The organism is Amycolatopsis sp. NPDC102389 (assembly GCF_044765885.1).
GTDB lineage: Bacteria > Actinomycetota > Actinomycetes > Mycobacteriales > Pseudonocardiaceae > Amycolatopsis.
Window position 1 is genome coordinate 1 of record NZ_JBIWKX010000073.1, and the last position, 19,521, is coordinate 19,521.

Genomic DNA, 19,521 nt, shown 5'->3' on the forward strand with positions numbered 1-19,521 from the left:
AGGAACCTCAAACGAGGTTCAAATACATAAGCTCTACTGGCTTAGTTCACTAGCACACTGTTGAGTTCTCAAGCAACACACCCCAGATCGCACCGCAGTCACACGGCCTTATCCGAAGCAGTCATTCCTAGCAGTTTTTGGTGGGACACCCACTCAATCGCACTGAGCGAGAGCTTGGTTCGTGTCCCGGTCGGCCGCTCGGTTTCCCTGGCGACGAAGAGAACTTTACATGGCCGGAAACCCCCGAAAACAGGGGGGTACCTTAACGACATTCGCGCAGGTCAGGGGCCATAAACGAGCCCTGGTCCGGCGATCACGCGGTGATCGCCCCAGGAGACCCCAGGTGAACTCCCGGGCGAGAACATTGCTCCGAGTACATTGCACCGTATTGATCCCAGAGATTGCTCCGATTAGCGTCGGCCCCATGAGCACTGCGGAACTCGACGGCATCTCCGTCGCTTACGACGACCTCGGCACCGGGTTGCCCGTCGTCCTCGTCCACGGCCACCCCTTCAACCGTTCGATGTGGCGGCCCCAGGTCGAACGCTTCAGCCGGGAGGGCTACCGCGTCATCGCCGCGGACCTTCGCGGGTACGGCGAGACCACCAAGCCGGCACACGACCAGAAGACCGGCCTCGACGTGTTCGCCAAGGACATCTGCCGCCTCGCGGACCGTCTCGGCCTCGGGCGCTTCGTGCTCGGCGGCCTCTCCATGGGCGGGCAGATCGTCATGGAGTTCCACCGCACCTACCCCGACCGCGTCGCCGGGCTCTTGCTCGCCGACACCTCTCCCCAGGAAGAGACAGAGGAGGGCAAGCGCGTCCGCAACGAGATGGCGGACCGCGTCCTCGCCGAGGGACTGAACCCCTACGCGGAGGAAGTGCTGACGAAGATGGTCTCCCCGGAGAACGTCCGCACGATGCCGGACGTGGCGGCGCACGTGCTCGAGATGATGCGCACGACTCCCGCGGAAGGGGCGGCGGCCGCATTGAGAGGACGCGCGGAGCGCCTGGACTACCGGGAGAGCCTCACTCAGGTACGGGTGCCGAGCCTTGTCGTGGTCGGGACCGAGGACGAGTTCACGCCGGTCTCGGACGCCGAGCTCATGCACGAGCTCATCCCCGGCTCCACCCTGGCGGTGATCGAAGGCGCCGCCCACATGCCTAACCTGGAGCGCGAGGCCGAGTTCAACACCGTGTTCGCACAGTTTCTGAAAGAGACAGAGTGATGCCCTCCATGTCCCAGAAGACCGTTTTCGTGACCGGTGCCAGCGCCGGGTTCGGCGTCGAGATCGTCCGCCGGTTCGCCGCCGACGGCGCCAAGGTCGTCGCGGCGGCGCGCAGCAAGGACCGGCTCGACAAGCTGGCCGACGAGCTGGGCGAGAACGTCCTCCCCTTCGAGCTCGACGTCCGGGACGCCGACGCGGTGGCCGCGCTCCCCGGCACGCTGCCCGCCGAGTTCGCCGAGGTCGACCTGCTGGTCAACAACGCCGGCCTCGCGAAGGGGCTCGAGCCCGCCCACCGGGCGAAGCTCGACGACTGGGACCAGATGATCGACACGAACATCAAGGGGCTCGCGCACCTCACCCGCGCGCTGCTGCCCGGCATGGTCGAGCGCGGCCGCGGGCACGTGATCAACATCGGCTCGGTCGCGGGCAGCTACCCCTACCCCGGCGGCAACGCCTATGGCGCGACCAAGGCGTTCGTGCACCAGTTCAGCCTGAACCTGCGCGCGGACCTGCAGGGCACCGGCGTCCGGGTGACCAACGTCGAGCCGGGCCTGGTCGGCGGCACGGAGTTCTCGGTCGTCCGGTTCGAGGGTGACCAGAGCAAGGCCGACAACGTCTACAAGGGCACGACGCCGCTGACGGCCGCTGACGTGGCCGAGTCCGTCTTCTGGGCGGCTTCGCAGCCGGAGCACGTCAACATCAACGTCATCGAGTTGATGCCGGTGGTGCAGAGCTTCTCCGCTCTGCATATCCATCGGTCGGAGTAGGCCAGTCAGGCAGAGCCTGTCCGTTGAGGGTGGTGGTGGGGCGGGGTCTGGGTAAGACCGAAGAGGTCGAAGAGCGCCTGCTGCTCCGGGTTCCGCTCGGTCAGCAGGCGCCGCGTCCTCGGACGGCCGCCGGTGGACGGGTAGCGCAGCACCGTCTCGCCGATCCCCGCGAGGCTGTCCATCAGCTCGCGGACCGACAGGTTCATCCCCGCGCGGTCGGCCTCGCGCCGCATCAGGTGGGTGACCGTGGACGCGAGCACCGTGACCAGCGTGTGCACCGCGATCCGATGCGGCGTCCAGTCCCAGCGCGGGGCGGGGCCGGCGACGGCGGGGCCGGTCAGCCAGCGGAACGTCGAGTCGAGGTGGGTGCGGGCCCGGTACGCGGTGACGACCTCGGACACCGGCCAGTCGTGGTCGGTGACCAGCACCTGTTTACCGAAGAACTCGTCGTGCAACCGCGACACGGCGGCGTCGTCGACCTTCCAGGTCAGCCGGATCTCCCCCGGTTTCGTCCCGGTCAGCGCGGGTGAAAGCACCCGTTCGACGCGGCGGCCGCGCGTGATGCGCGCGATTTCGGCGTTCACCTGGCCGCGGTCGCCTCGGTAGGTGCCCGAGGCCAGCGCGGCGTCGAGGCCGGCGAGTTCGCGCGTCGCGGTGCTCAGTTCCTCGCCGAACGCACGGGCCTGCGCGTTGTGCAAGGTCTCCGAATGGGTCAGGATCACGCGCCGCCGCACGCCCGCGACCACGGCACGGGTGTCGAGCGCGGTCAACCCGGCGAAGCGTTCCGGGTCGACGGGTTTCCGCGCGGACGGCGGTTTCGCCAGCAGCTCCGGATGGTCGGAAAGCGGGAGCGCGCCGACGAAATGCTGACCGAGGTCCAGTTGCGCGGCCTGGCCCGCGGTGAAGACCAGCGTGACGGGGTACAGCGAGCGGAGTTCCTCGGCGAGCGCGGCGAACGGCGGTGCCCCTTCCCTCGGGTACGCGTGCGACGCCAGCGGGATCGCGCCGTCCTTGGTCACCACCAGGCCGAGGCCGGTGAGTTCGCAGCGGCAGGGGTCGGCCGTGGTGAAGGTGGCGAACTGCGGGACGTCGACGGCGAGCGCGGCGTCGCCCGTCCCCAGCCAGGAGAGCACCGCGCCGGCGACCGCGGTCTCGATCCGCGTGATCCGTTCGGGTGTGAGGCGTTGCAGCGCCCGCCAGTGATTCGGCAGGTCGGCCTTCAGGAACTCTCGCGCGACACCGTCCTCCCACCACGAGGCGAGATCCGTGCCGGGCGCCGTCGCGCGGTGCAGGACGGCGAGCGCGAGATGCGTCCCCAGTGTGGTCGCGGCGCGCTGGGCTCCGACGGCTTCGTCGACCCGGCGCACGAAGTCGAGCCGTCGCAGCGTCGCCCATACCGCCGCGACGTCGCCGAAGGTCCGGTGACGCGCTTCGCCGGGCGCGGAGACGTCGCCGTCCATCGCGCGCCCGATCTCCTCGGCCGTGCCGAGATAGCGCTGCGACACCACCCTGGGCTCACCGTCGACCCGCGCGGAGGTGACGAGGTAGTAGTACGTCCGCCCGCCGACCTTCTTGCCGATCACCGAAGCCACACTTTAGGTAATACACTCGCACCCGCTGATCGGCAACCAAGATCATGCTCTGACCAGCGGAAACAGTGACCACACCCACGTGGGTGACGCGGTGGCGGGATGCACACTGGCAGGTGGAGCGAGTCCGGCCATAGCGTGCGGGAATGGCATCGGATGCAGACGCGAACGCCCCCACCACCTCGGCGATGCGCCGCGCACTCGCCAGGGCCCGCGACGGGAAGACCCTCGACATCACCGAGGCCTCGATCCTGCTCCAAGCGCGCGGCGACGACCTCAAGACTCTGTCCGAGCACGCTTCCCGCGTCCGTGACGCCGGGCTCGTCGCGGCCGGCCGTCCCGGCGTGGTCACCTACAGCCGTTCGGTGTTCATCCCGCTGACCCGGCTGTGCCGGGACCGGTGTGGATACTGCACCTTCGCGACCGTCCCCGGCCGGGTCGAGTCGCCGTTCCTCTCCCCCGACGAGGTCCTCGACATCGCCCGCAAGGGTGCCGCGATGGGGGTCAAAGAAGCACTGTTCACCCTCGGCGACCGTCCGGAGGACCGCTGGACGGCGGCGAAGGACTGGCTCGACGCGCACGGTTACGACGACACGCTGTCCTACGTCCGGGCGATGGCGATCCGGGTGCTGGAGGAGACCGGCGTCCTCCCCCACCTCAACCCCGGCGTGCTGACCTGGCAGGACTTCCAGCGGCTCAAGCCGGTCTCGGCGTCGATGGGCATGATGCTGGAGACGACGGCTAAGCGGCTCTACACCGAGAAGGGCGGCCCGCACTACGGCTCGCCCGACAAGGACCCCGACGTCCGCCTGCGGGTGCTGGAGGACGCCGGCCGCAGTTCGGTGCCGTTCACCACGGGCATCCTGATCGGCATCGGCGAGAACTTCGAGGAACGCGCCAACTCCCTGTTCGCGATCCGCAAGGTCGCGAAGACCTACGGTGGCATCCAGGAAGTCATCGTCCAGAACTTCCGCGCGAAGCCGGACACGAAGATGCGCGCGACCCCGGACGCCGATCTCGAGGAACTCGCCGCGACCATCGCCGTCGCGCGGCTGGTGCTCGGGCCGCGGATGCGCATCCAGGCGCCGCCGAACCTGATCGGCCAGCAGTACGAACTGATGCTGAACGCGGGTATCGACGACTGGGGCGGTGTCTCGCCGCTGACCCCCGACCACGTGAACCCCGAACGCGCGTGGCCGCAGATCGACGAGCTCAAACGCCGCACCGAGGCGCTCGGTTTCACCGTGCGCGAGCGCCTGCCGATCTACCCGGAGTACGTCAAGGCGGGCGAGCCGTGGCTCGATCCGCGGATGAACGCGCATCTCGCGCCGCTGACCGACACCGAGACCGGGCTCGCGATCGAAGAGGCCATCCCGGTGGGCATCCCGTGGCAGGAGCCCGACGGCGGCTGGCAGGAGGCCGGGCGCACCGATCTGCACGTCGAGGTCGACACCATCGGGCGTACGGAAGACCGCCGCAGCGACTTCGACTCGGTCTACGGCGACTGGGCCGAGATCAAGGGCAACATCAAGACCGCGCCGCAGCGGTTCGACCTCGATGTCCGGGATGCCTTGCGCAGCGCGGAAAAGGATCCTGCCGGGCTCTCGGACGACGCGGCTCTGGCCCTGCTGCACGCGGACGGGCCGGAGCTCGACGCCTTCACCAAGATCGCCGACGACCTGCGGCGTGAGGTCAACGGCGACGACGTCACCTTCGTCGTCACGCGGAACATCAACTTCACCAACGTCTGTTACACCGGCTGCCGGTTCTGCGCGTTCGCCCAGCGGCGCACCGACGCCGACGCGTACACGCTTTCGCTGGAGCAGGTCGGCGACCGGGTCGACGAGGCGTGGGCCGCGGGCGCGACCGAGATCTGCATGCAGGGCGGGATCCACCCGGATCTGCCGGGCACCGCGTACTTCGACCTCGCGGCGGAGGTGAAACGCCGTCAGCCGGACATCCACCTGCACTCGTACTCGCCGATGGAGGTCGTCAACGGCGCTTCGCGGACGAACCTGTCGATCGAGGACTGGCTGGCGCGCGCGAAGGAGGCCGGCGTCGACTCGCTGCCGGGCACGGCCGCGGAGATCCTCGACGACGACGTCCGCTGGGTGCTGACGAAGGGCAAGCTGCCGACATCCGAATGGATCAACGTCGTCACCACCGCGCACAAACTCGGCATCACCACGACGTCGACGATGATGTACGGCCACGTCGACACCCCGGCGCACTGGGTCGGGCATCTGAAGCTGCTGGCGAAACTGCAGCGGGAAGGCCTGGAGCGCAACGGGCGGCGCGGGTTCAGCGAGTTCGTGCTGCTGCCGTTCATCCACCAGAGCTCCCCGATCTACCTCGCCGGGCTCGCCAGGGCGGGGACGACGCTGCGCGAGAACCGCGCGGTGCACGCGCTGGCCCGGCTGCTGCTGCACGGGACGATCGACAACATCCAGAGTTCGTGGGTGAAACTCGGCGAGGAAGGCAGCCGCGCGGTGCTCCAGGGCGGGGTCAACGATATCGGCGGAACGCTGATGGAGGAGACGATCAGCCGGATGGCGGGCGCGGCCAACGGGTCGTACAAGACCATCAGCGACATGCGCGCGATGGTCGAGCCGCTGGGCCGCCCGCTGCGCCAGCGGACCACCGAGTACGGCACTCCGACGGCGGAGCGGATCGCCGCGGCTGCCGCGTCCGACGGCGTCGCGACCGCGGTGCGGCGGCCACTGTTACCGCTTGTCACCAGCTGACGAAAGCTCCATGACGGCCCCCTTATCCGCGTACGAACGCGGTTAAGGGGGCCGTCACGTTCCGTGTGGCACCGCTCACAAGGCGCGGGGGTCGCGGGCGTTTTCTGTGCTAAACCCGAGAATCACTTCCGGGCAGCCGAGAGGACGTCGATGACCGCGAGCGCAGTCCAGGTGGCCGACACCGCCCGCTATCCGTTGTCCGAACCGGGAAGCCCCGCGTGGCGCGAAATCGTGTCCCGGACCCGCGCCGAACTGCGGGAAACGGGCTGCAGTGTGCTGGCCGACTTCATCCGTCCCGAGTTGCGTGACGTCCTTCGCCACGAAGGCGCGAAGATCGCTCCGGAGGCGTACTCGAAGGTCGAACGCGTCAACGCCTACAACATCGCCATCGACACTCCGTTGCCGGAAGGCCACCCCGGCCGCACGATCATGGAACGCGGCAACGCTTTCGTGGCGCGAGACCGGATCCCCGCGACCGCGATCATCCAGCAGCTGTACTCGAGCCGCGAGTTCCAGCGGTTCGTGGCCGACTGCTTCGAACTCCCCGAACTGCACGAACTCGCCGATCCCCTGGCCGGTCTGGTGCTCAACGTGATCGAACCGGGCCGCTCGCATCCGTGGCATTTCGACACCAACGAGTACACGGTCAGCATGCTCACGCAGGAAGCGGCCGAGGGCGGTGTCTTCGAATATTGCCCGAACATCCGCTCCGCGACCACGGAGAACTTCGACGACGTCCGTGCCGTGCTGGCGGGCGAAGGTGATCACCTGATCCGGCGGCTCACTCTCCGTCCCGGCGATCTTCAGCTGTTTCGCGGACGCTTCGCACTGCACCGGGTGAGTAGTGTTCAAGGGGCAGTCGCCCGCCATTCCGCGATCTTCGCGTACAGCGAGCGCCCTGGGGTCATCGGCAGTCCGGAACGGACGAGACAGCTGTTCGGCCGGGTCCTGCCGGAACACGTCGCTTCGGCGGCGGTCCGGGGCGATCAGCTGCTCGACTAAGTCAGGAGCTTGGCCGTGCCATTGGATTCGACCGGCAAGATCAATTTCGATCACATCTACACCGAGCCCGATCCTCGTGCGTTCTTCGGCACCTTGCGCGGACTGGACTACGACATCCCGCAGCAGGCGAAGGCCTACTTCGCGAAACTGATCGACGAGTACCGCGCGGAGACCGGCATCAAGGTACCGACGGTGCTCGACCTCGGTTGTTCGTACGGCGTCAACGCGACGCTGCACAGATGCGACACCTCGATGGAGCGCCTGTACGACCACTACGCGTCCGCCGGTTCGCTGAGCCGGGACGAACTGATCGCCCGCGATCGGCGGATGATCGAGAACCTCGCCGTGGGCGATGGAGTCCGCTTCATCGGCCTCGACGCCTCCGCGCCCGCTCTGGACTACGCGCTCGCAGCGGGCTTCATCGACGAAGCGATCCACGCCGATCTGGAGAGCGAAGACCCGACAGAGGAACAGCGCGCGTTGCTGTCCGAGGTCGACATCGTCATCTCGACCGGCTGCGTCGGCTACGTCACCGAGAAGACCCTCGTGCGGATCGCGCGGGAAAACCGGCCCTGGATGGCGCATTTCGTACTGCGGATGTTCTCCTACGGCACGGTCGCCGAGAGCCTCGCCGAGCTGGACTTCGAGACGACCGGGGTCGACGGCGTCTTCCCGCAGCGGAGATTCGCTTCGGATGAGGAACGGTCGCAGATCCTGGACAATCTGTCCGTCGCGGGCGTGGACCCGCGTGGGCTGGAGGCCGATGGCCGGCTGTACGCGCGGCTGTTCGTCTCCCGTCCGAACGGCGCGGCGGGCGGGCTCGCCTCCGCGTTGAACGCCCTTCCCCTTCGAGATCAAGGATGATCGTGAGCAGTCCGGAACCGTCCACCCGCACATTCGGCAACGAGGACGACCTGCCGCGGGTCCCCGTCCCCAGCCTGGAGGACACCTGCCGCCGGTTCCTCGAATGGTGTTCGCCGCTGCTCACCCCCGGTGAACTCGCGGAGACCGAAGGCGCCGTCACCGAGTTCCTCGCGGAAGGCAGCCCGGCCCACGAGCTGCAGAGCGCGCTCGAGGCCTACGACAGCCGTGAAGACGTCCGCAGCTGGCTCGACACCTTCTGGCCGTACCGCTACCTCGGCCGACGAGACCGGATCGCGCTCAACGCGAACTTCTTCTTCCTGTTCACCGAATCCCCGCTGGGACAGCTGGAACGCGCGGCCGAACTGGCGGCGTCGGCGGTGGACTACAAGCTGAAGCTCGACGAGGAACTGGTGCCGCCGATCGTGGTGCGGGGACAGCCGCAGTCGATGGTGCAGCACAAGTTCCTGTTCTCGGCGACGCGGATCCCCGGCGCGGTGCAGGACACCGCGCGCACGCCGTACCGCGAGGACTGGCCGGGGCCGTCGAGGGCGCGGCATATCGTGGTCTTCCACCGCGACACCCCGTTCCGGATGGACGCCATCGCGCCCGACGGCCGCCCGTACTCCCCCGAACAGCTGGTCGCGGGGCTGCAGACGATCGTGAAATCGGGGAACTTCATCGAGGATCCGCAGACCGCCGCCGGGCATTTCACCACCAAGGCGAGGGCGGAGTGGGCGGCGACGCGGGAAGCGTTGCTGGCGGCGGGGAACGCGGCCGCGCTCGACGACATCGAGACGGCGCTGTTCTGCCTGTGCCTGGAGGATTTCACGCCGGCGGACACGCAGGAGGCGTGCGACAAGCTGCTGCACGGCGACAGCGGCAACCGCTGGTTCGACAAGGCCGTTTCGCTGATCGTGTTCGAAGACGGCACGGCGGGGATCAACGTCGAGCACTGCGAACTCGACGGGACCACGATCCTCGGCTTCACCGACGCGCTGTTGAGCGGAACTCGGCTGGAGCGGCCGCCCGCCGACGGCGTCCCGGCGTCCGCAGTCATCGAGTTCGTCCTGGGTGACGCGCTGCGCGAAGACGCCCGAGCCGCTGCCGGCGCCTTCGCCGCGTACGCCGACGCGACCGCTACGAAGACGGTGTCCTTCACCGACTTCGGCGCGAAGCGGGCGAAGGAGCTGGGGATGTCCCCAGACGGCTTCGCGCAGATGGCGTACCAGCTCGCCCACAAGCGGGCGAAGGGCATCACCGGCGCGACGTACGAATCGATCGCGACGCGGCAGTACCAGAACGGGCGCACCGAAGCGATGCGTGTGGTGACACCCGAGGTGCTGTGGTTCGTCCAGGTGATGGACGACCCACAAGCCGACCGGCAGACCCGCCAGGCGGCTTTCCGCGCGGCGGCCGCGAAGCACGTCACGCGCGCGAAGGAGTGTCAGGCGGGTGAGGCGCCGGAGCAGCACCTGTGGGAGTTGCAGCTGATCCAGAAGCGGCGTGGCGTCGAGGACTCTCCTGCGCTGTACTCGTCACCCGGCTGGCTGAAGATGCGCAACGACTACCTGAGCACCAGCTCGGCGCCGTCGGTGAACATCCGGTACTTCGGTTTCGGCTCGACCAGCCCGCAGTGCATCGGTGTCGCGTACGTGCTGCTGCCGGAGTCGCTGAATCTGTACCTGTGCACGCCGAAGCACGTGGCGCACGAGATGGAGCTGTTCGCGACGGAACTGGGCAACGCTGTACGGGAACTGCAGGAGTTGCTGGCCTGAGTTCTGCGATGGGCCGCTCGTGCGATCGCTCCGCCATCGCTTTGGGCTTGTCGCGAAAGCCACTTTCGGGACGTCTGATGTCTCGAAAGTGGCTTTCGCGACACAAGTCGCCCGACAGCGATCGGTCGACACCGACCTCGGGACCACCGGCAAGCTGACGTTGACGGCTTGGAACCCGAAGCTCAAAAACTGAGCAGCCCCTCGAAGAAGTCCGGCGCCGACACGACCACGAGACCGGCGAGCCCCATCGGCAGAGCGGCCAAGGCGACCTGGGCGGCCTGCCGGGGCGAGCGGATTCCTCGCCAAGCAACGAAAGCGATCGCGAGGGCCGTCGCCACCGCCAAGGTTCCGACACCGGACCGATCGGACCGCCGGAAGAGGTCGGCGACCAGCAGACCCACGACCGCCGCGGTGGCCACGGTGCCGCGTCGGTCGGTCCGCCCCACGGCGGTGAACAGAAGTCCGGCGACGAGCCCACCGGCAACCGCCAGAGCACACCACAGAACGACCGTCGGAAGGTCGACCTGGTAAGGCATGCCCGCGTACTTGACGCCGTACATCACCGCCTTGCCGAAATAGAAGGCGAGTACCGCCGCGATCAGCGCGCAAACCGCTCGAACCACCGCCCGCCGCCGGGGCATCCCGGGGACCACCGCGACGATCAGCACGATCCAAAGGGTGAAGCTGTGCGCCAGCGGCCGGAGCGGCTCACTGTAGTAGGCGTAGGCACCGACCGCGCCGGACGCGGCACCGGCCGCGATCGCCGCCACGTCGGAGAATCTGAAATGACCGGACACGCGTTCACGCGCCGCCTCGACCGACATCGTTCCCCCCTAGCTCGCGGACATGACAGTCAACCAGGGTTTGTGACGAGTTCGCACGGCTCTGCGACGGTTCCGCCGCGGATCCGGGCGACCATGACGGAGCGCCCTTACGATCGGTGAGCCTTTCGATCTTGGGGGAACCATGCCGCGCATCCTGCTCGTCGAGGACGACGTCGCACTGGCCGAAGCGCTCACACTCGCGCTGAAGGCACTCGGGCACGACGTCGTCGTCGCGCCGACCGGGGAGCGGGCGCTGGAGGCGCTGTTCACCGACCGGCTCGAACTCGACTTCGTCCTGCTCGACGTCATGTTGCCCGGGATGGACGGTTTCGAGGTGTGCCGCCGGATCCGGGCGCGCAGCCGGTTGCCGCTGGTCCTGTTGACCGCGCGCGGCGACCCGATCGACATCGTCGCCGGGCTGGAGTGCGGCGCCGACGATTACGTGGTCAAACCCGCCGAACCGCGGGTGATCGACGCGCGGATCAAGGCGATCGGGCGACGGGCCGTCACCGCTCCGGGGCCGTCGGCCGGTCAGTTGCGGGTGGGGCGGCTGGAGATCGACGCGGCCGCGATGAGTGTGACCCGCGACGGCGTCGAACTGGCACTGACGGCGACCGAGATCCGGCTGCTGGTCGAGTTCGCCGAACATCCCAACCAGGTGTTGAGCAGGCAGACGCTGCTGAAACGCGTCTGGGACTACGGCTACGTCGGCGACTCGCGGATCGTCGACGCGGCGGTCGCGCGGCTGCGGGCGAAGATCGAGGACGATCCGGCGAATCCCGTGGTGCTGAAGACCGTGCGTGGCCTCGGCTATCGGTTGGTGGACCAGTGAGGCGGCCGTCGTTCGGGCTGCGGGCGAAGGTGACCGCGGCGGTCGTGCTGGTGACGACGACGGCGACCGCGGTGATGGCCTTCACCGCGTCGAAAGTGCAGGAAGACGACACCGTCGACAGCTTCGTCTACAGCGCCGAGACGACTTTCGGCGCCATGTTCGAGCAGTCGTGGCGCGGGCTCGAAGCGGTGATGAACAGCAGGCTCACGCTGAAAGAGTTCTCGGACACGATGTCCGACAAGACGCACGAGTGGGCGCTGTTCACCAAACGGGCCGACGGTTCGGCGGAGCTGGTCAACTACGCGTCGACCGACCTCTGGTACCGACCGCAGCCGGTTCCGGTCCGCGTCGACGACCGGCAGGGGCTCGTGGCCTCGGTCGCGGATCGGATGCTGGTCCGCACGTCCAAGACGATGGACCTGCTGACCGCGATCACCGTGGACCCGCAGACCGGCAGGCGGCTCCTCGTGGTCAGCGGGAACTTCGTCGACTACTGGATGGTGCAGTTCTTCGACCTCACGCCGCTCGACATCGATCTGGCCGCGCAACGGCAGAAGCTCGTCTACATCGCGCTCGGAGTGGCCGCGCTCGGCGTCGTCGCGGCCCTGTTCGCCGCCTGGAACATCCAGCGGCCGGTGCGCCGGGTCGCCTCCGCGGCCCGCGACCTCGGCGATGGCGCCTTCGACGTTCGCGTCCCGGTGAAGGGCCGCGACGAACTCGCCGATCTCGCCGCGTCGTTCAACACGATGGCCGACCGGGTCGGCACCGCGATCGAGGAACTGCGCGCCAAAGACCGGCAGCAGCAGCGCTTCGTCGCCGATGTCGCCCATGATCTGCGGACCCCGCTCGCGTCGATGGTCGCCACCGTGGACACGCTCGACGCCGCCAGCCCCGAGGTCCGGGCTCGCGCGACCGAGTTGCTCGGCACGCAGGCCCGGCGGCTGGCGCGGCTCGTCGAAGATCTGATGGAGATCTCGCGGTTCGACGCGGGTTCCGCGGATCTGCGACCCGAACTCGTCGACCTGCCCGCCCTCGTCGAGGACGCGATCGAGGTGAGCGTGCCGGAGACGCCCGTCCAGGTGACGAGCACCGGCGACACGACGGTCTCCGCCGACCCGCGCCGCGTCCACACCATCGTGTGCAACCTGCTGGTGAACGCGGAACGGTACGGCCGGACCCCGATCACCGTGTCCGTGGAAGGCCGTTCCGACGCGGTGACCATCCGGATCGCCGACTCCGGGCCGGGGGTGCCCGAGGAGTTGCGCCCGATCCTGTTCGACCGGTTCGTGCGTGGCGATCACGCGCGCCGAGCGACCGAAGGCAGTGGTCTGGGCCTGTCGATCGCCCGTGAGAACGCGCTGATCCACGGCGGGGAGATCACCGTGCACAACGATCGCGGCGCCGTCTTCACCGTGCGTCTTCCACGGGAGTCACCAGAGTGAGCCCCCGCGGCGCGTAGCCGTCGAAGTACGGCATCGGGATATGGGTGAGCACCAGCAGGAGCGCGGTCAAGACCCCTGCCTGGGCCAGGTTCAGTTCCCGCTGATCGAGCCAGAGCCACAGCACGACGACGAAACCGGTGATCAGCAGGAATCCCCAGCGGGCGTCGTCCCAGCCACCGAACGCGAGCAGCGCCGGCGCCCCGATCGCGGCGGCCGGCACCACGGCCGCGAGGGTCGGCCGGTGCAGGAACAGGAAACCGCCGACCACCACGAGCGCGATCGGCAAGAGGTAGAGCAGGACACCGGTGATCGAGTACAGCCGCCAGCTCTCGGCCTGCGTGCGTTCGAACAGATCCAGCGCGTCGACGCGGTAGGGGAAGTCCGCTGTGGACAGTGACCGCCGGAGTTCCTCGACGGCGCCGGGAGCGGCGGGCGGTAACGCGAGGATCCCCAAGCCCAGCACCGAGGCCGGGGCGAGCAGTGCGCAAGCGCGTCGGAACGGAACCTTGCGCAGCAGGGCGAAACCGAAGATCGGCAGCACCGTGAGCAGCGCGATCTCGTGCACCGTCACCGAAAGCGCCATCAGCGCGCTCGCGAGCACCGGCCGGTCCCGGTGCAGCGCCCACAGCGCGCCGAACAGCAGGACGTACAGCACCTGATCGAAGTAGCCGACCTCGTGGAACAGGTAGCCGCCGGTCGGCAGCAGCAGCCAGGCGACGATCAGCAGCCGCCGGCTTTCGGTGCGGCTATGGAAGAAGGCGAGCGCCGCGGCCGCCAGTACCGCGCCGAGGACCACGAAACTGGCGACCGCGAAGACCAGGTAATCGTGCCCGAACGGCTTCAGGAGCGTGCCGACGAGGAAACGCCGATGGAATCCGTCGGTCAGGGACACGGCCTGCAGGGTCGCCGCCCACTCCCCCGGCAGCCGGAACCCGGTGTATCCGGCGACGAGGACGGCGATCCCGAACAGCGCCGTGACGCTTCGCCGCGGGGTCTTCCCGGGCGCGGAAACCGGGGCCCGTTCGAGCAAGGTGGTCATGGCGCCAAGCTAGAAACGGATCATGCCGCCACCATGACCGCCGATCGACGGCTCCGCACGGCTCTGTCACATCGTCGTCGACGTGAGGAAGGCCCGTTCGGAACCGGCGGCCACGAACACGGTCCGCGACTTGGTGGTCGTGGGCAGCTCGCAGGAGAGCCACGCCACGCCGGACGGCATGAGCGCCTTCAACTGTTCCGGCGCCGCCGGAACGCCGGCGTGGCATTTGTAGCCGCTCACCACCTTCGAGGCGGCGTCGATGCGCAGTTTCACCAGCGCGGACAGCCGGAGGTCGGACGGCCCGGGGGCCTCGATCCGGCCTTCCGAGGCGCCCAGCCTCTCCTCGACCCAGGACGCCTCGACGATCTCGCCGATCTCCGGGAAGTCCTCGGCGACCGGCGCCGTATCGGTGCGGACGGCCATTTTCTTCGGTGGTTCCGGGGAACAGGCCGCGATCAGGACGATCGCGGCCGTGATCCCCAAAGTCTTCCCCAGAGTGCGCATGGGGAAGATCTTGCCTCAGGCGGTCAGCTTCAGGATGTCGATTCCGCGAGTGTTGTCGGCGACATAGACGTAACCCTTGTGCCAGTAGGGCGCCCACGCGCTGGCGTCCGCCGGGCGGAAGTAGGCGATCTGCTTCGGGTCGGTCGGGTCGCTGACGTCGAGGAAGCGCGTGCCCTGCGTGTAGAACGACTGCACGAGGACCTTGCCGCGGACGTCGAAGTAGTGCGCGGAGCAGTCACCCGTCGCCGGGTCGCTGCCTTCCTGCCCGGCGACGCTCCAGGTGCCGACGGACTTGAGGCGGAACGGCTTCTCCGGCGTCGAACGCCAGCCTTCGCCGTTGTAGGAGTTCTGCAGCGACGAGATCGTCAGCACGCCGTCACCGGCGCAGCCGTCGAGGAAGCTCTCTTCGGTGGCGTAGATCAGGTCGCGGCCGTGCCAGCGGTTCGAGTCGGCGCCGTCGGCCGAGCGGTGTCCCGACGGGTGGAAGCTGTTGTGCATGAACTTCGACGGCGCCGCCGTCTCCTCGATCCCGCCGCCCGCGTAGGGCACCGGGTCGAACGCCGTCGCGCGGCGGACCTTGCCCTGCACGGGGTCGCGGTGGAAGCCGTTGGTCCAGTAGCCGCGGACACCGCCTCGGCCGGACACCCACGCCACGCCCTCGTCGTCGACCTGGACGTCGTGCACGTAGTCGGTCTTGCCGTCGTTGCGCGCGAGTTCGATCGGGTTCGGGAACGTCTTGGGGTTGCGCGGGTCGCGGATGTCGGTCACCCAGATCGGGCGGCCGCCCCATTCCGCAGGCTGGTTCGCGGCCTTCGCAGGGCCGCCGGTCCAGAGGTACCGGCAGTCGTCGACGCAGCTGGTCGTGTGGCCGGCGGGCACCTTGGTGTAGCTCAGGATGGCCGGTTTTTCCGGGTTCTTGAGGTCGATGATGTAGATACCGGACTCGCCGGTCTGCGTGGTGCCGCCGTAGGCCCGCGGGTCCCGCGCGAGGAAGACGAGCTTGCGCTTGACGTCGACCTCGGTGTCCTCGGTCTCCCACAGACCGGGAAGGCTGACCTCGCCGATCAGCTTCGGGGCGGCGGGGTTCTTCGTCAGGTCGTAGACCTTCAGGCCGAACTCGCCGGAAACCGCCATGACGTCACGCTTGCCGTACTGCAGGAACCCCATGGCGATGGCGCCCTGCGCGTCGGGCACGTTGCCGACGGCCTCGACGTTCTTCACCGCGCCGGGGGCACCGGCGACCCGGACCTTCTCACTCGCCGGTTTGTCCTCCTCACCGCACGCGGCGGCGGGCAGGCCGGTGGCGATCAGGGTCGCGGTGACCGTGGTGAGCGCCAAGCACGAACGAAGCAACCAGTTTCCTCGCACAGAAACCTCCCAGGCTGGTCCCTGCACCCTATGATCGCCACTTTGCTCGCACAACCGCCGATGGTCGGTGTGAGGCTGCTAAGACATGACCATGCGCTTGCGTCTTCTGGCCCCGCTCCTCGCCGCCGCCCTGGTCGCGGCGGGCTGCACCGAATCCGGCGAACCGCCCGCACCGGACGTTCTTCGCGTGGGCCTGGCCGCCCCGGCGACCCTGCTGCCCGCCGACGTCCGCGACCAATCCGGCCGGATGCTCGCCGGTGCGCTGTGGACGCCGCTGGCCGATTACGACCCGGCGACGGGGAAGACGGCGCCGCGCGCCGCCGAATCGTTCTCCAGCTCCGATCGCGTCACGTGGACGGTGAAGCTCAAGGACGGCGGGAAGTTCCACGACGGCACCCCGGTCACCGCGCAGTCCTATGTGGACACCTGGAAGGCGATCGGCGCGGAACACTGGCAAGCGACGCGGGTGGTCAAGGATCTCTTGCGGGCCAAGGAGATCACCGCGCCGGATCCGCTGACCATCCGCCTCGTGCTCGACCGGCCGTCCGGGCAGGTCCCGGCGCTGCTCTCGTCGCCATCGCTGGTCCCGCTGCCCGCTTCCGTACTGGCTTCGCGCGATTGGGCCGGCTTCGCGCAGCGGCCGGTCGGCAACGGGCCATTCCGGCTGGACGGCGCGTGGCAGCCGTCCGGCGGCAAGCTGATCCGCGTGGCGGACGCGCCGGGCAAGGCGCGCGTGCTCGAACTGAAGACCGGCGACGCCGCGGCGCAGTACGACGAGGTCAAGGCCGGAAAACTCGATCTCGCCACGATCGTCCCCGGCGATCGGCACGAGGCCATGCACGCGGATTTCGCGCAGCGGCACGTGATGTGGGCCCTGCCCACCGCCGCCTACCTCGGGTTTCCCTTGACCGCACCACATTTCTCCGACGCGACCGTCCGGCACGGCTTCGCGCTCGGGATCGACCGTGCGGCGCTGGAGGCCGGGGCCCTGGGCAAACAGGTGGATCCGGCGAAATCGCTGCTGCCGCCCGCCGTCGCACCGGGTGAGCGCAGCAGCACCTGCCGCCCCTGCACGTTCGACGCCGGGGCGGCGAAATCCCTGCTGAAACAGGCGGAGTTCCCGGCTACTCCCGTCCACTTCGGACAGTCTCAGGCGAGCTGGCTACGCCCGCTCGCGGAGCAGGCCAGCGCGGCCGTCGGCGTCCAGCTCGCGCCGGAACCGGGACAGGGACCGTTCCCGATCGACGTGGCCCTGGCGACGCCGAGCCCCCAAGAGGTGCTGACCGAGATCGTGAAGGCCACCGGGTATTCCAGCGACGGGTTCGCCGACCTGCTGAAATCGGCCGAGGAGACCGACTCCGCCGAAAGCGGCGAGGTCTACCGGCTGGTGGAGAACCAGTTGCTGCGGGATCTCCCGGTCGTGCCGCTGTGGTCCGGGCACGGGCACGCCGTCTGGGCGGAGCGCGCCGGTGACGTCAAGGCGACGGCGTTCGGGGGCGTGGACCTCTCAGGGATTTCCGTGCGGTGACCCGAGCGTGCACTCCCCCGCGACGACGTCGATGAAGGCCGAGGTCAGCGGGTCGGGCGTGCTGCGGCAATAGGCCGCGAGCGTCCGGCGGATCGCCGGTTCGGGCCGCAGGACGCGGCCGTGGAAACCTTCCGGCAGCACGTTGGCCGGGACCAGCGCGGGACCGAGTCCCGCCGCCGCGAGCACCGGGGCCGCCGCGCTCTGTTCGGTGCGGACCGCGGCCCTCGGCTGGAATCCCGCCGCGGCGCAGGCCTGGTCGACGAGGTCGGCCAGGCCGTTGCCCGGCGCGTAGTGCACCCACGCGCAGCCGGCGAGGGACGCCAGGTCGACGACGCCGGTGCCGTCGTCCTCGCGCGGCCCGTCGATCGGCAGGACGACGACGAACTCATCGACCCCGAGTTCACGCACCGGCCCGTCCCAGTCCGGCGGGACCGGGCCGACCGCGACGTCGGCCTCCCCCGCCGCCATGGCCTCCCGGAGTTCGTCCGCGTGCCGGAACTCCACCAGCCGGACGTCGACTTCGGGCCGCTCCCGGCGCCACACCCGCAACGCCGCGGGAAGGACACCGAGGCCGACCGAGTAGACCGTGGCGATCTGCAGTTCCCCGGCCTCCAGCCCGGACGCCTGCCGGGCCGCGCACCGCGCGCGTTCGGCGTCGGCGAGGGTGGCGCGGGCGTGCGGCAGCATGGCGCGACCCATCGGAGTGAGCCGGACGCTGCGCGGCAGTCGTTCGAGCAGCGGGCCTCCGACACCTTTCTCCAGCGCGCGCACCTGATGTGACAGCGCGGGCTGCGTCACGTGCAGCAGCTCGGCGGCCCGGGTGAAGGAGCCGGTGTCGACGACGGTCACCAGGTACTCGAGTTGCCGCAAGCTCGTCATGAAGAGAGTTTATCGGAGCGGTGATATCTATGCCTTGGACTTATCGCGTGGCCGGGTCCAGGCTCAAGAACATGAACGAAGAACGCAAGGTCGCTCTGGTCGCCGGGGCCAACGGGGTCATCGGCAAGAACATGATCGCGTACCTGGAGACCCTGCCCGGCTGGCGCGTCATCGGCCTGTCGCGGCGCGGCGGCCAGGGCCAGATCGCGGTCGACCTTCTCGACGCGGATGACACCCGCGCGAAGCTCGGCGGCCTGGACGACGTCACGCACGTGTTCTACGCGGCCTATGTCGACAAGCCGACCTGGGCCGAACTGGTCCCGCCGAACCTGGCGATGCTGACCAACCTCGTCGACGCGATCGAGCCGGCCGCATCCGGCCTCCGCCACGTCAGTCTCATGCAGGGCTACAAGGTCTACGGCGCCCACCTCGGCCCGTTCAAGACCCCGGCGCGCGAGGACGACGCGGGCCATATGCCGCCCGAGTTCAATGTGGACCAGCAGCAGTTCCTGGAACGGCGTCAGGCCGGGAAATCCTGGACGTGGTCGGCGATCCGGCCGTCGGTGGTCGGCGGGACCGCGCTGGGCAACCCGATGAACCTGGCGCTGGCCATCGCGGTCTACGCGTCGATCTCGAAGGAACTCGGCCTGCCGCTGCGGTTCCCCGGCAAACCCGGCGCGTACGACAGCCTCCTGGAGATGACCGACGCCGGGCTGCTGGCGAAGGCCACCGTCTGGGCCACCGGTTCGGAGAACGAGGCGTTCAACATCGCGAACGGGGACCTGTTCCGGTGGAACGACCTCTGGCCGAAGATCGCGCGCTACTTCGACCTGGAGGTGGCGCCGCCGCTGCCGATGTCGCTGGACGTCGTCATGGCGGACAAGGAAGCACTCTGGACTTCGATCGCCGCGAAATACGGCCTCGAAGTGCCGTACAGCGCCGTTTCGTCGTCGTGGGCGTTCGCGGACTTCGTGTTCGGCTGGGACTACGACATGTTCGCGGACGGCTCGAAGGCCCGGCGGGCGGGTTTCCACGAATACGCCGAGACACCGGAGATGTTCTTCCGGCTGTTCGACGAGTTCCGGAAGGCGAAGGTGATCCCATGACGCTGTCGTGAGTGGCAATGAGGGTTAGAA

At 68.7% G+C, this 19,521-nt stretch carries 16 protein-coding genes; 10 read left to right on the top strand and 6 right to left on the bottom strand.

Annotation, left to right across the window (positions count from 1 at the left end; genetic code table 11):
• Positions 1-424 precede the first annotated feature (424 nt).
• Together ACIRGA_RS36155 and ACIRGA_RS36160 are read left to right on the top strand one after the other, a co-directional pair.
• A complete protein-coding gene (locus tag ACIRGA_RS36155; protein WP_400950204.1) occupies positions 425-1,228 on the top strand; it encodes an alpha/beta fold hydrolase in 804 nt (267 codons plus the stop codon).
• Between the two features lie 8 nt (positions 1,229-1,236).
• Entirely contained in the window at positions 1,237-1,995 is a 759-nt protein-coding gene (locus ACIRGA_RS36160) for an SDR family oxidoreductase (protein WP_400950280.1), read from the top strand.
• A 5-nt stretch (positions 1,996-2,000) separates the two neighbouring features.
• Here ACIRGA_RS36160 and ACIRGA_RS36165 read toward each other — a convergent pair whose 3' ends face one another.
• Positions 2,001-3,578, bottom strand: a complete 1,578-nt coding sequence (locus tag ACIRGA_RS36165) for a transposase (RefSeq protein WP_400950284.1) — start codon at positions 3,576-3,578, stop codon at positions 2,001-2,003.
• Positions 3,579-3,772: 194 nt separating this feature from the next.
• Here ACIRGA_RS36165 and ACIRGA_RS36170 point away from each other — a divergent pair, with 194 nt between their 5' ends.
• The 4 genes from ACIRGA_RS36170 (at position 3,773) to ACIRGA_RS36185 (ending at position 9,969) form a co-directional block, all read left to right on the top strand.
• Positions 3,773-6,328 carry a bifunctional FO biosynthesis protein CofGH gene (locus tag ACIRGA_RS36170; RefSeq protein WP_400950287.1) on the top strand — a complete coding sequence of 852 codons (2,556 nt, stop codon included), beginning with the start codon at positions 3,773-3,775 and terminating at the stop codon, positions 6,326-6,328.
• A 150-nt stretch (positions 6,329-6,478) separates the two neighbouring features.
• Positions 6,479-7,330 (top strand): arpA protein, encoded by an 852-nt coding sequence (locus ACIRGA_RS36175; protein ID WP_400950207.1) that lies wholly within the window; start codon positions 6,479-6,481, stop codon positions 7,328-7,330.
• Positions 7,331-7,351: 21 nt separating this feature from the next.
• Positions 7,352-8,194, top strand: coding sequence for a class I SAM-dependent methyltransferase (locus tag ACIRGA_RS36180; RefSeq protein WP_400950290.1), 843 nt, complete (start codon positions 7,352-7,354; stop codon positions 8,192-8,194).
• On the top strand, positions 8,191-9,969 hold the full coding sequence (locus ACIRGA_RS36185; RefSeq protein ID WP_400950210.1) for a choline/carnitine O-acyltransferase: 1,779 nt from the start codon (positions 8,191-8,193) through the stop codon (positions 9,967-9,969). Before ACIRGA_RS36180 ends, ACIRGA_RS36185 begins: the two co-directional genes overlap by 4 nt.
• Positions 9,970-10,151: 182 nt before the next feature.
• Here the strand turns inward: ACIRGA_RS36185 and ACIRGA_RS36190 are convergent, their stop codons facing one another.
• On the bottom strand, positions 10,152-10,793 hold the full coding sequence (locus ACIRGA_RS36190; protein ID WP_400950212.1) for a DUF6518 family protein: 642 nt from the start codon (positions 10,791-10,793) through the stop codon (positions 10,152-10,154).
• Positions 10,794-10,935: 142 nt separating this feature from the next.
• Between ACIRGA_RS36190 and ACIRGA_RS36195 the strand changes: the two genes are divergently transcribed.
• Together ACIRGA_RS36195 and ACIRGA_RS36200 are read left to right on the top strand one after the other, a co-directional pair.
• A complete protein-coding gene (locus tag ACIRGA_RS36195) occupies positions 10,936-11,625 on the top strand; it encodes a winged helix-turn-helix domain-containing protein (protein ID WP_400950215.1) in 690 nt (229 codons plus the stop codon).
• Positions 11,622-13,067, top strand: coding sequence for a sensor histidine kinase (locus tag ACIRGA_RS36200; RefSeq protein WP_400950218.1), 1,446 nt, complete (start codon positions 11,622-11,624; stop codon positions 13,065-13,067). The genes ACIRGA_RS36195 and ACIRGA_RS36200 overlap by 4 nt, the downstream gene beginning before the upstream one ends.
• Here the strand turns inward: ACIRGA_RS36200 and ACIRGA_RS36205 are convergent.
• The 3 genes from ACIRGA_RS36205 to ACIRGA_RS36215 all read right to left on the bottom strand — a co-directional run bounded on the left by ACIRGA_RS36205 (position 13,033) and on the right by ACIRGA_RS36215 (position 15,963).
• On the bottom strand, positions 13,033-14,106 hold the full coding sequence (locus ACIRGA_RS36205; protein WP_400950221.1) for a hypothetical protein: 1,074 nt from the start codon (positions 14,104-14,106) through the stop codon (positions 13,033-13,035). The genes ACIRGA_RS36200 and ACIRGA_RS36205 overlap by 35 nt on opposite strands.
• Positions 14,107-14,172: 66 nt before the next feature.
• Positions 14,173-14,610 carry a hypothetical protein gene (locus ACIRGA_RS36210; protein ID WP_400950223.1) on the bottom strand — a complete coding sequence of 146 codons (438 nt, stop codon included), beginning with the start codon at positions 14,608-14,610 and terminating at the stop codon, positions 14,173-14,175.
• A 15-nt stretch (positions 14,611-14,625) separates the two neighbouring features.
• Complete coding sequence (locus ACIRGA_RS36215; protein WP_400950226.1) at positions 14,626-15,963, bottom strand: LVIVD repeat-containing protein; 1,338 nt, start codon at positions 15,961-15,963, stop codon at positions 14,626-14,628.
• 100 nt (positions 15,964-16,063) lie between these two features.
• On the opposite strand from ACIRGA_RS36215, the gene ACIRGA_RS36220 reads away from it, so the two are divergent.
• On the top strand, positions 16,064-17,506 hold the full coding sequence (locus ACIRGA_RS36220) for an ABC transporter substrate-binding protein (protein WP_400950229.1): 1,443 nt from the start codon (positions 16,064-16,066) through the stop codon (positions 17,504-17,506).
• On the opposite strand, the gene ACIRGA_RS36225 is transcribed toward ACIRGA_RS36220, so the two are convergent.
• Positions 17,486-18,385, bottom strand: a complete 900-nt coding sequence (locus ACIRGA_RS36225) for a LysR family transcriptional regulator (protein WP_400950232.1) — start codon at positions 18,383-18,385, stop codon at positions 17,486-17,488. The two genes, ACIRGA_RS36220 and ACIRGA_RS36225, sit on opposite strands and share 21 nt — an antisense overlap.
• A gap of 71 nt (positions 18,386-18,456) precedes the next feature.
• On the opposite strand from ACIRGA_RS36225, the gene ACIRGA_RS36230 reads away from it, so the two are divergent.
• The gene (locus ACIRGA_RS36230; protein WP_400950235.1) at positions 18,457-19,491 is read left to right on the top strand and encodes an SDR family oxidoreductase; all 1,035 of its coding nucleotides are present in this window, start codon (positions 18,457-18,459) and stop codon (positions 19,489-19,491) included.
• Positions 19,492-19,521 lie beyond the last annotated feature (30 nt).

Bases quoted from the DNA above. Each gene is read 5' to 3' on its own strand.
- ACIRGA_RS36155 (WP_400950204.1), top strand. From the start codon at position 425: ATGAGCACTGCGGAACTCGACGGCATCTCCGTCGCTTACGACGACCTC.
- ACIRGA_RS36160 (WP_400950280.1), top strand. From the start codon at position 1,237: ATGTCCCAGAAGACCGTTTTCGTGACCGGTGCCAGCGCCGGGTTCGGC.
- ACIRGA_RS36170 (WP_400950287.1), top strand. From the start codon at position 3,773: ATGCGCCGCGCACTCGCCAGGGCCCGCGACGGGAAGACCCTCGACATC.
- ACIRGA_RS36175 (WP_400950207.1), top strand. From the start codon at position 6,479: ATGACCGCGAGCGCAGTCCAGGTGGCCGACACCGCCCGCTATCCGTTG.
- ACIRGA_RS36185 (WP_400950210.1), top strand. From the start codon at position 8,191: ATGATCGTGAGCAGTCCGGAACCGTCCACCCGCACATTCGGCAACGAG.
- ACIRGA_RS36190 (WP_400950212.1), bottom strand. From the start codon at position 10,793: ATGTCGGTCGAGGCGGCGCGTGAACGCGTGTCCGGTCATTTCAGATTC.
- ACIRGA_RS36195 (WP_400950215.1), top strand. From the start codon at position 10,936: ATGCCGCGCATCCTGCTCGTCGAGGACGACGTCGCACTGGCCGAAGCG.
- ACIRGA_RS36205 (WP_400950221.1), bottom strand. From the start codon at position 14,106: ATGACCACCTTGCTCGAACGGGCCCCGGTTTCCGCGCCCGGGAAGACC.
- ACIRGA_RS36210 (WP_400950223.1), bottom strand. From the start codon at position 14,610: ATGCGCACTCTGGGGAAGACTTTGGGGATCACGGCCGCGATCGTCCTG.
- ACIRGA_RS36220 (WP_400950229.1), top strand. From the start codon at position 16,064: ATGACCATGCGCTTGCGTCTTCTGGCCCCGCTCCTCGCCGCCGCCCTG.
- ACIRGA_RS36225 (WP_400950232.1), bottom strand. From the start codon at position 18,385: ATGACGAGCTTGCGGCAACTCGAGTACCTGGTGACCGTCGTCGACACC.
- ACIRGA_RS36230 (WP_400950235.1), top strand. From the start codon at position 18,457: ATGAACGAAGAACGCAAGGTCGCTCTGGTCGCCGGGGCCAACGGGGTC.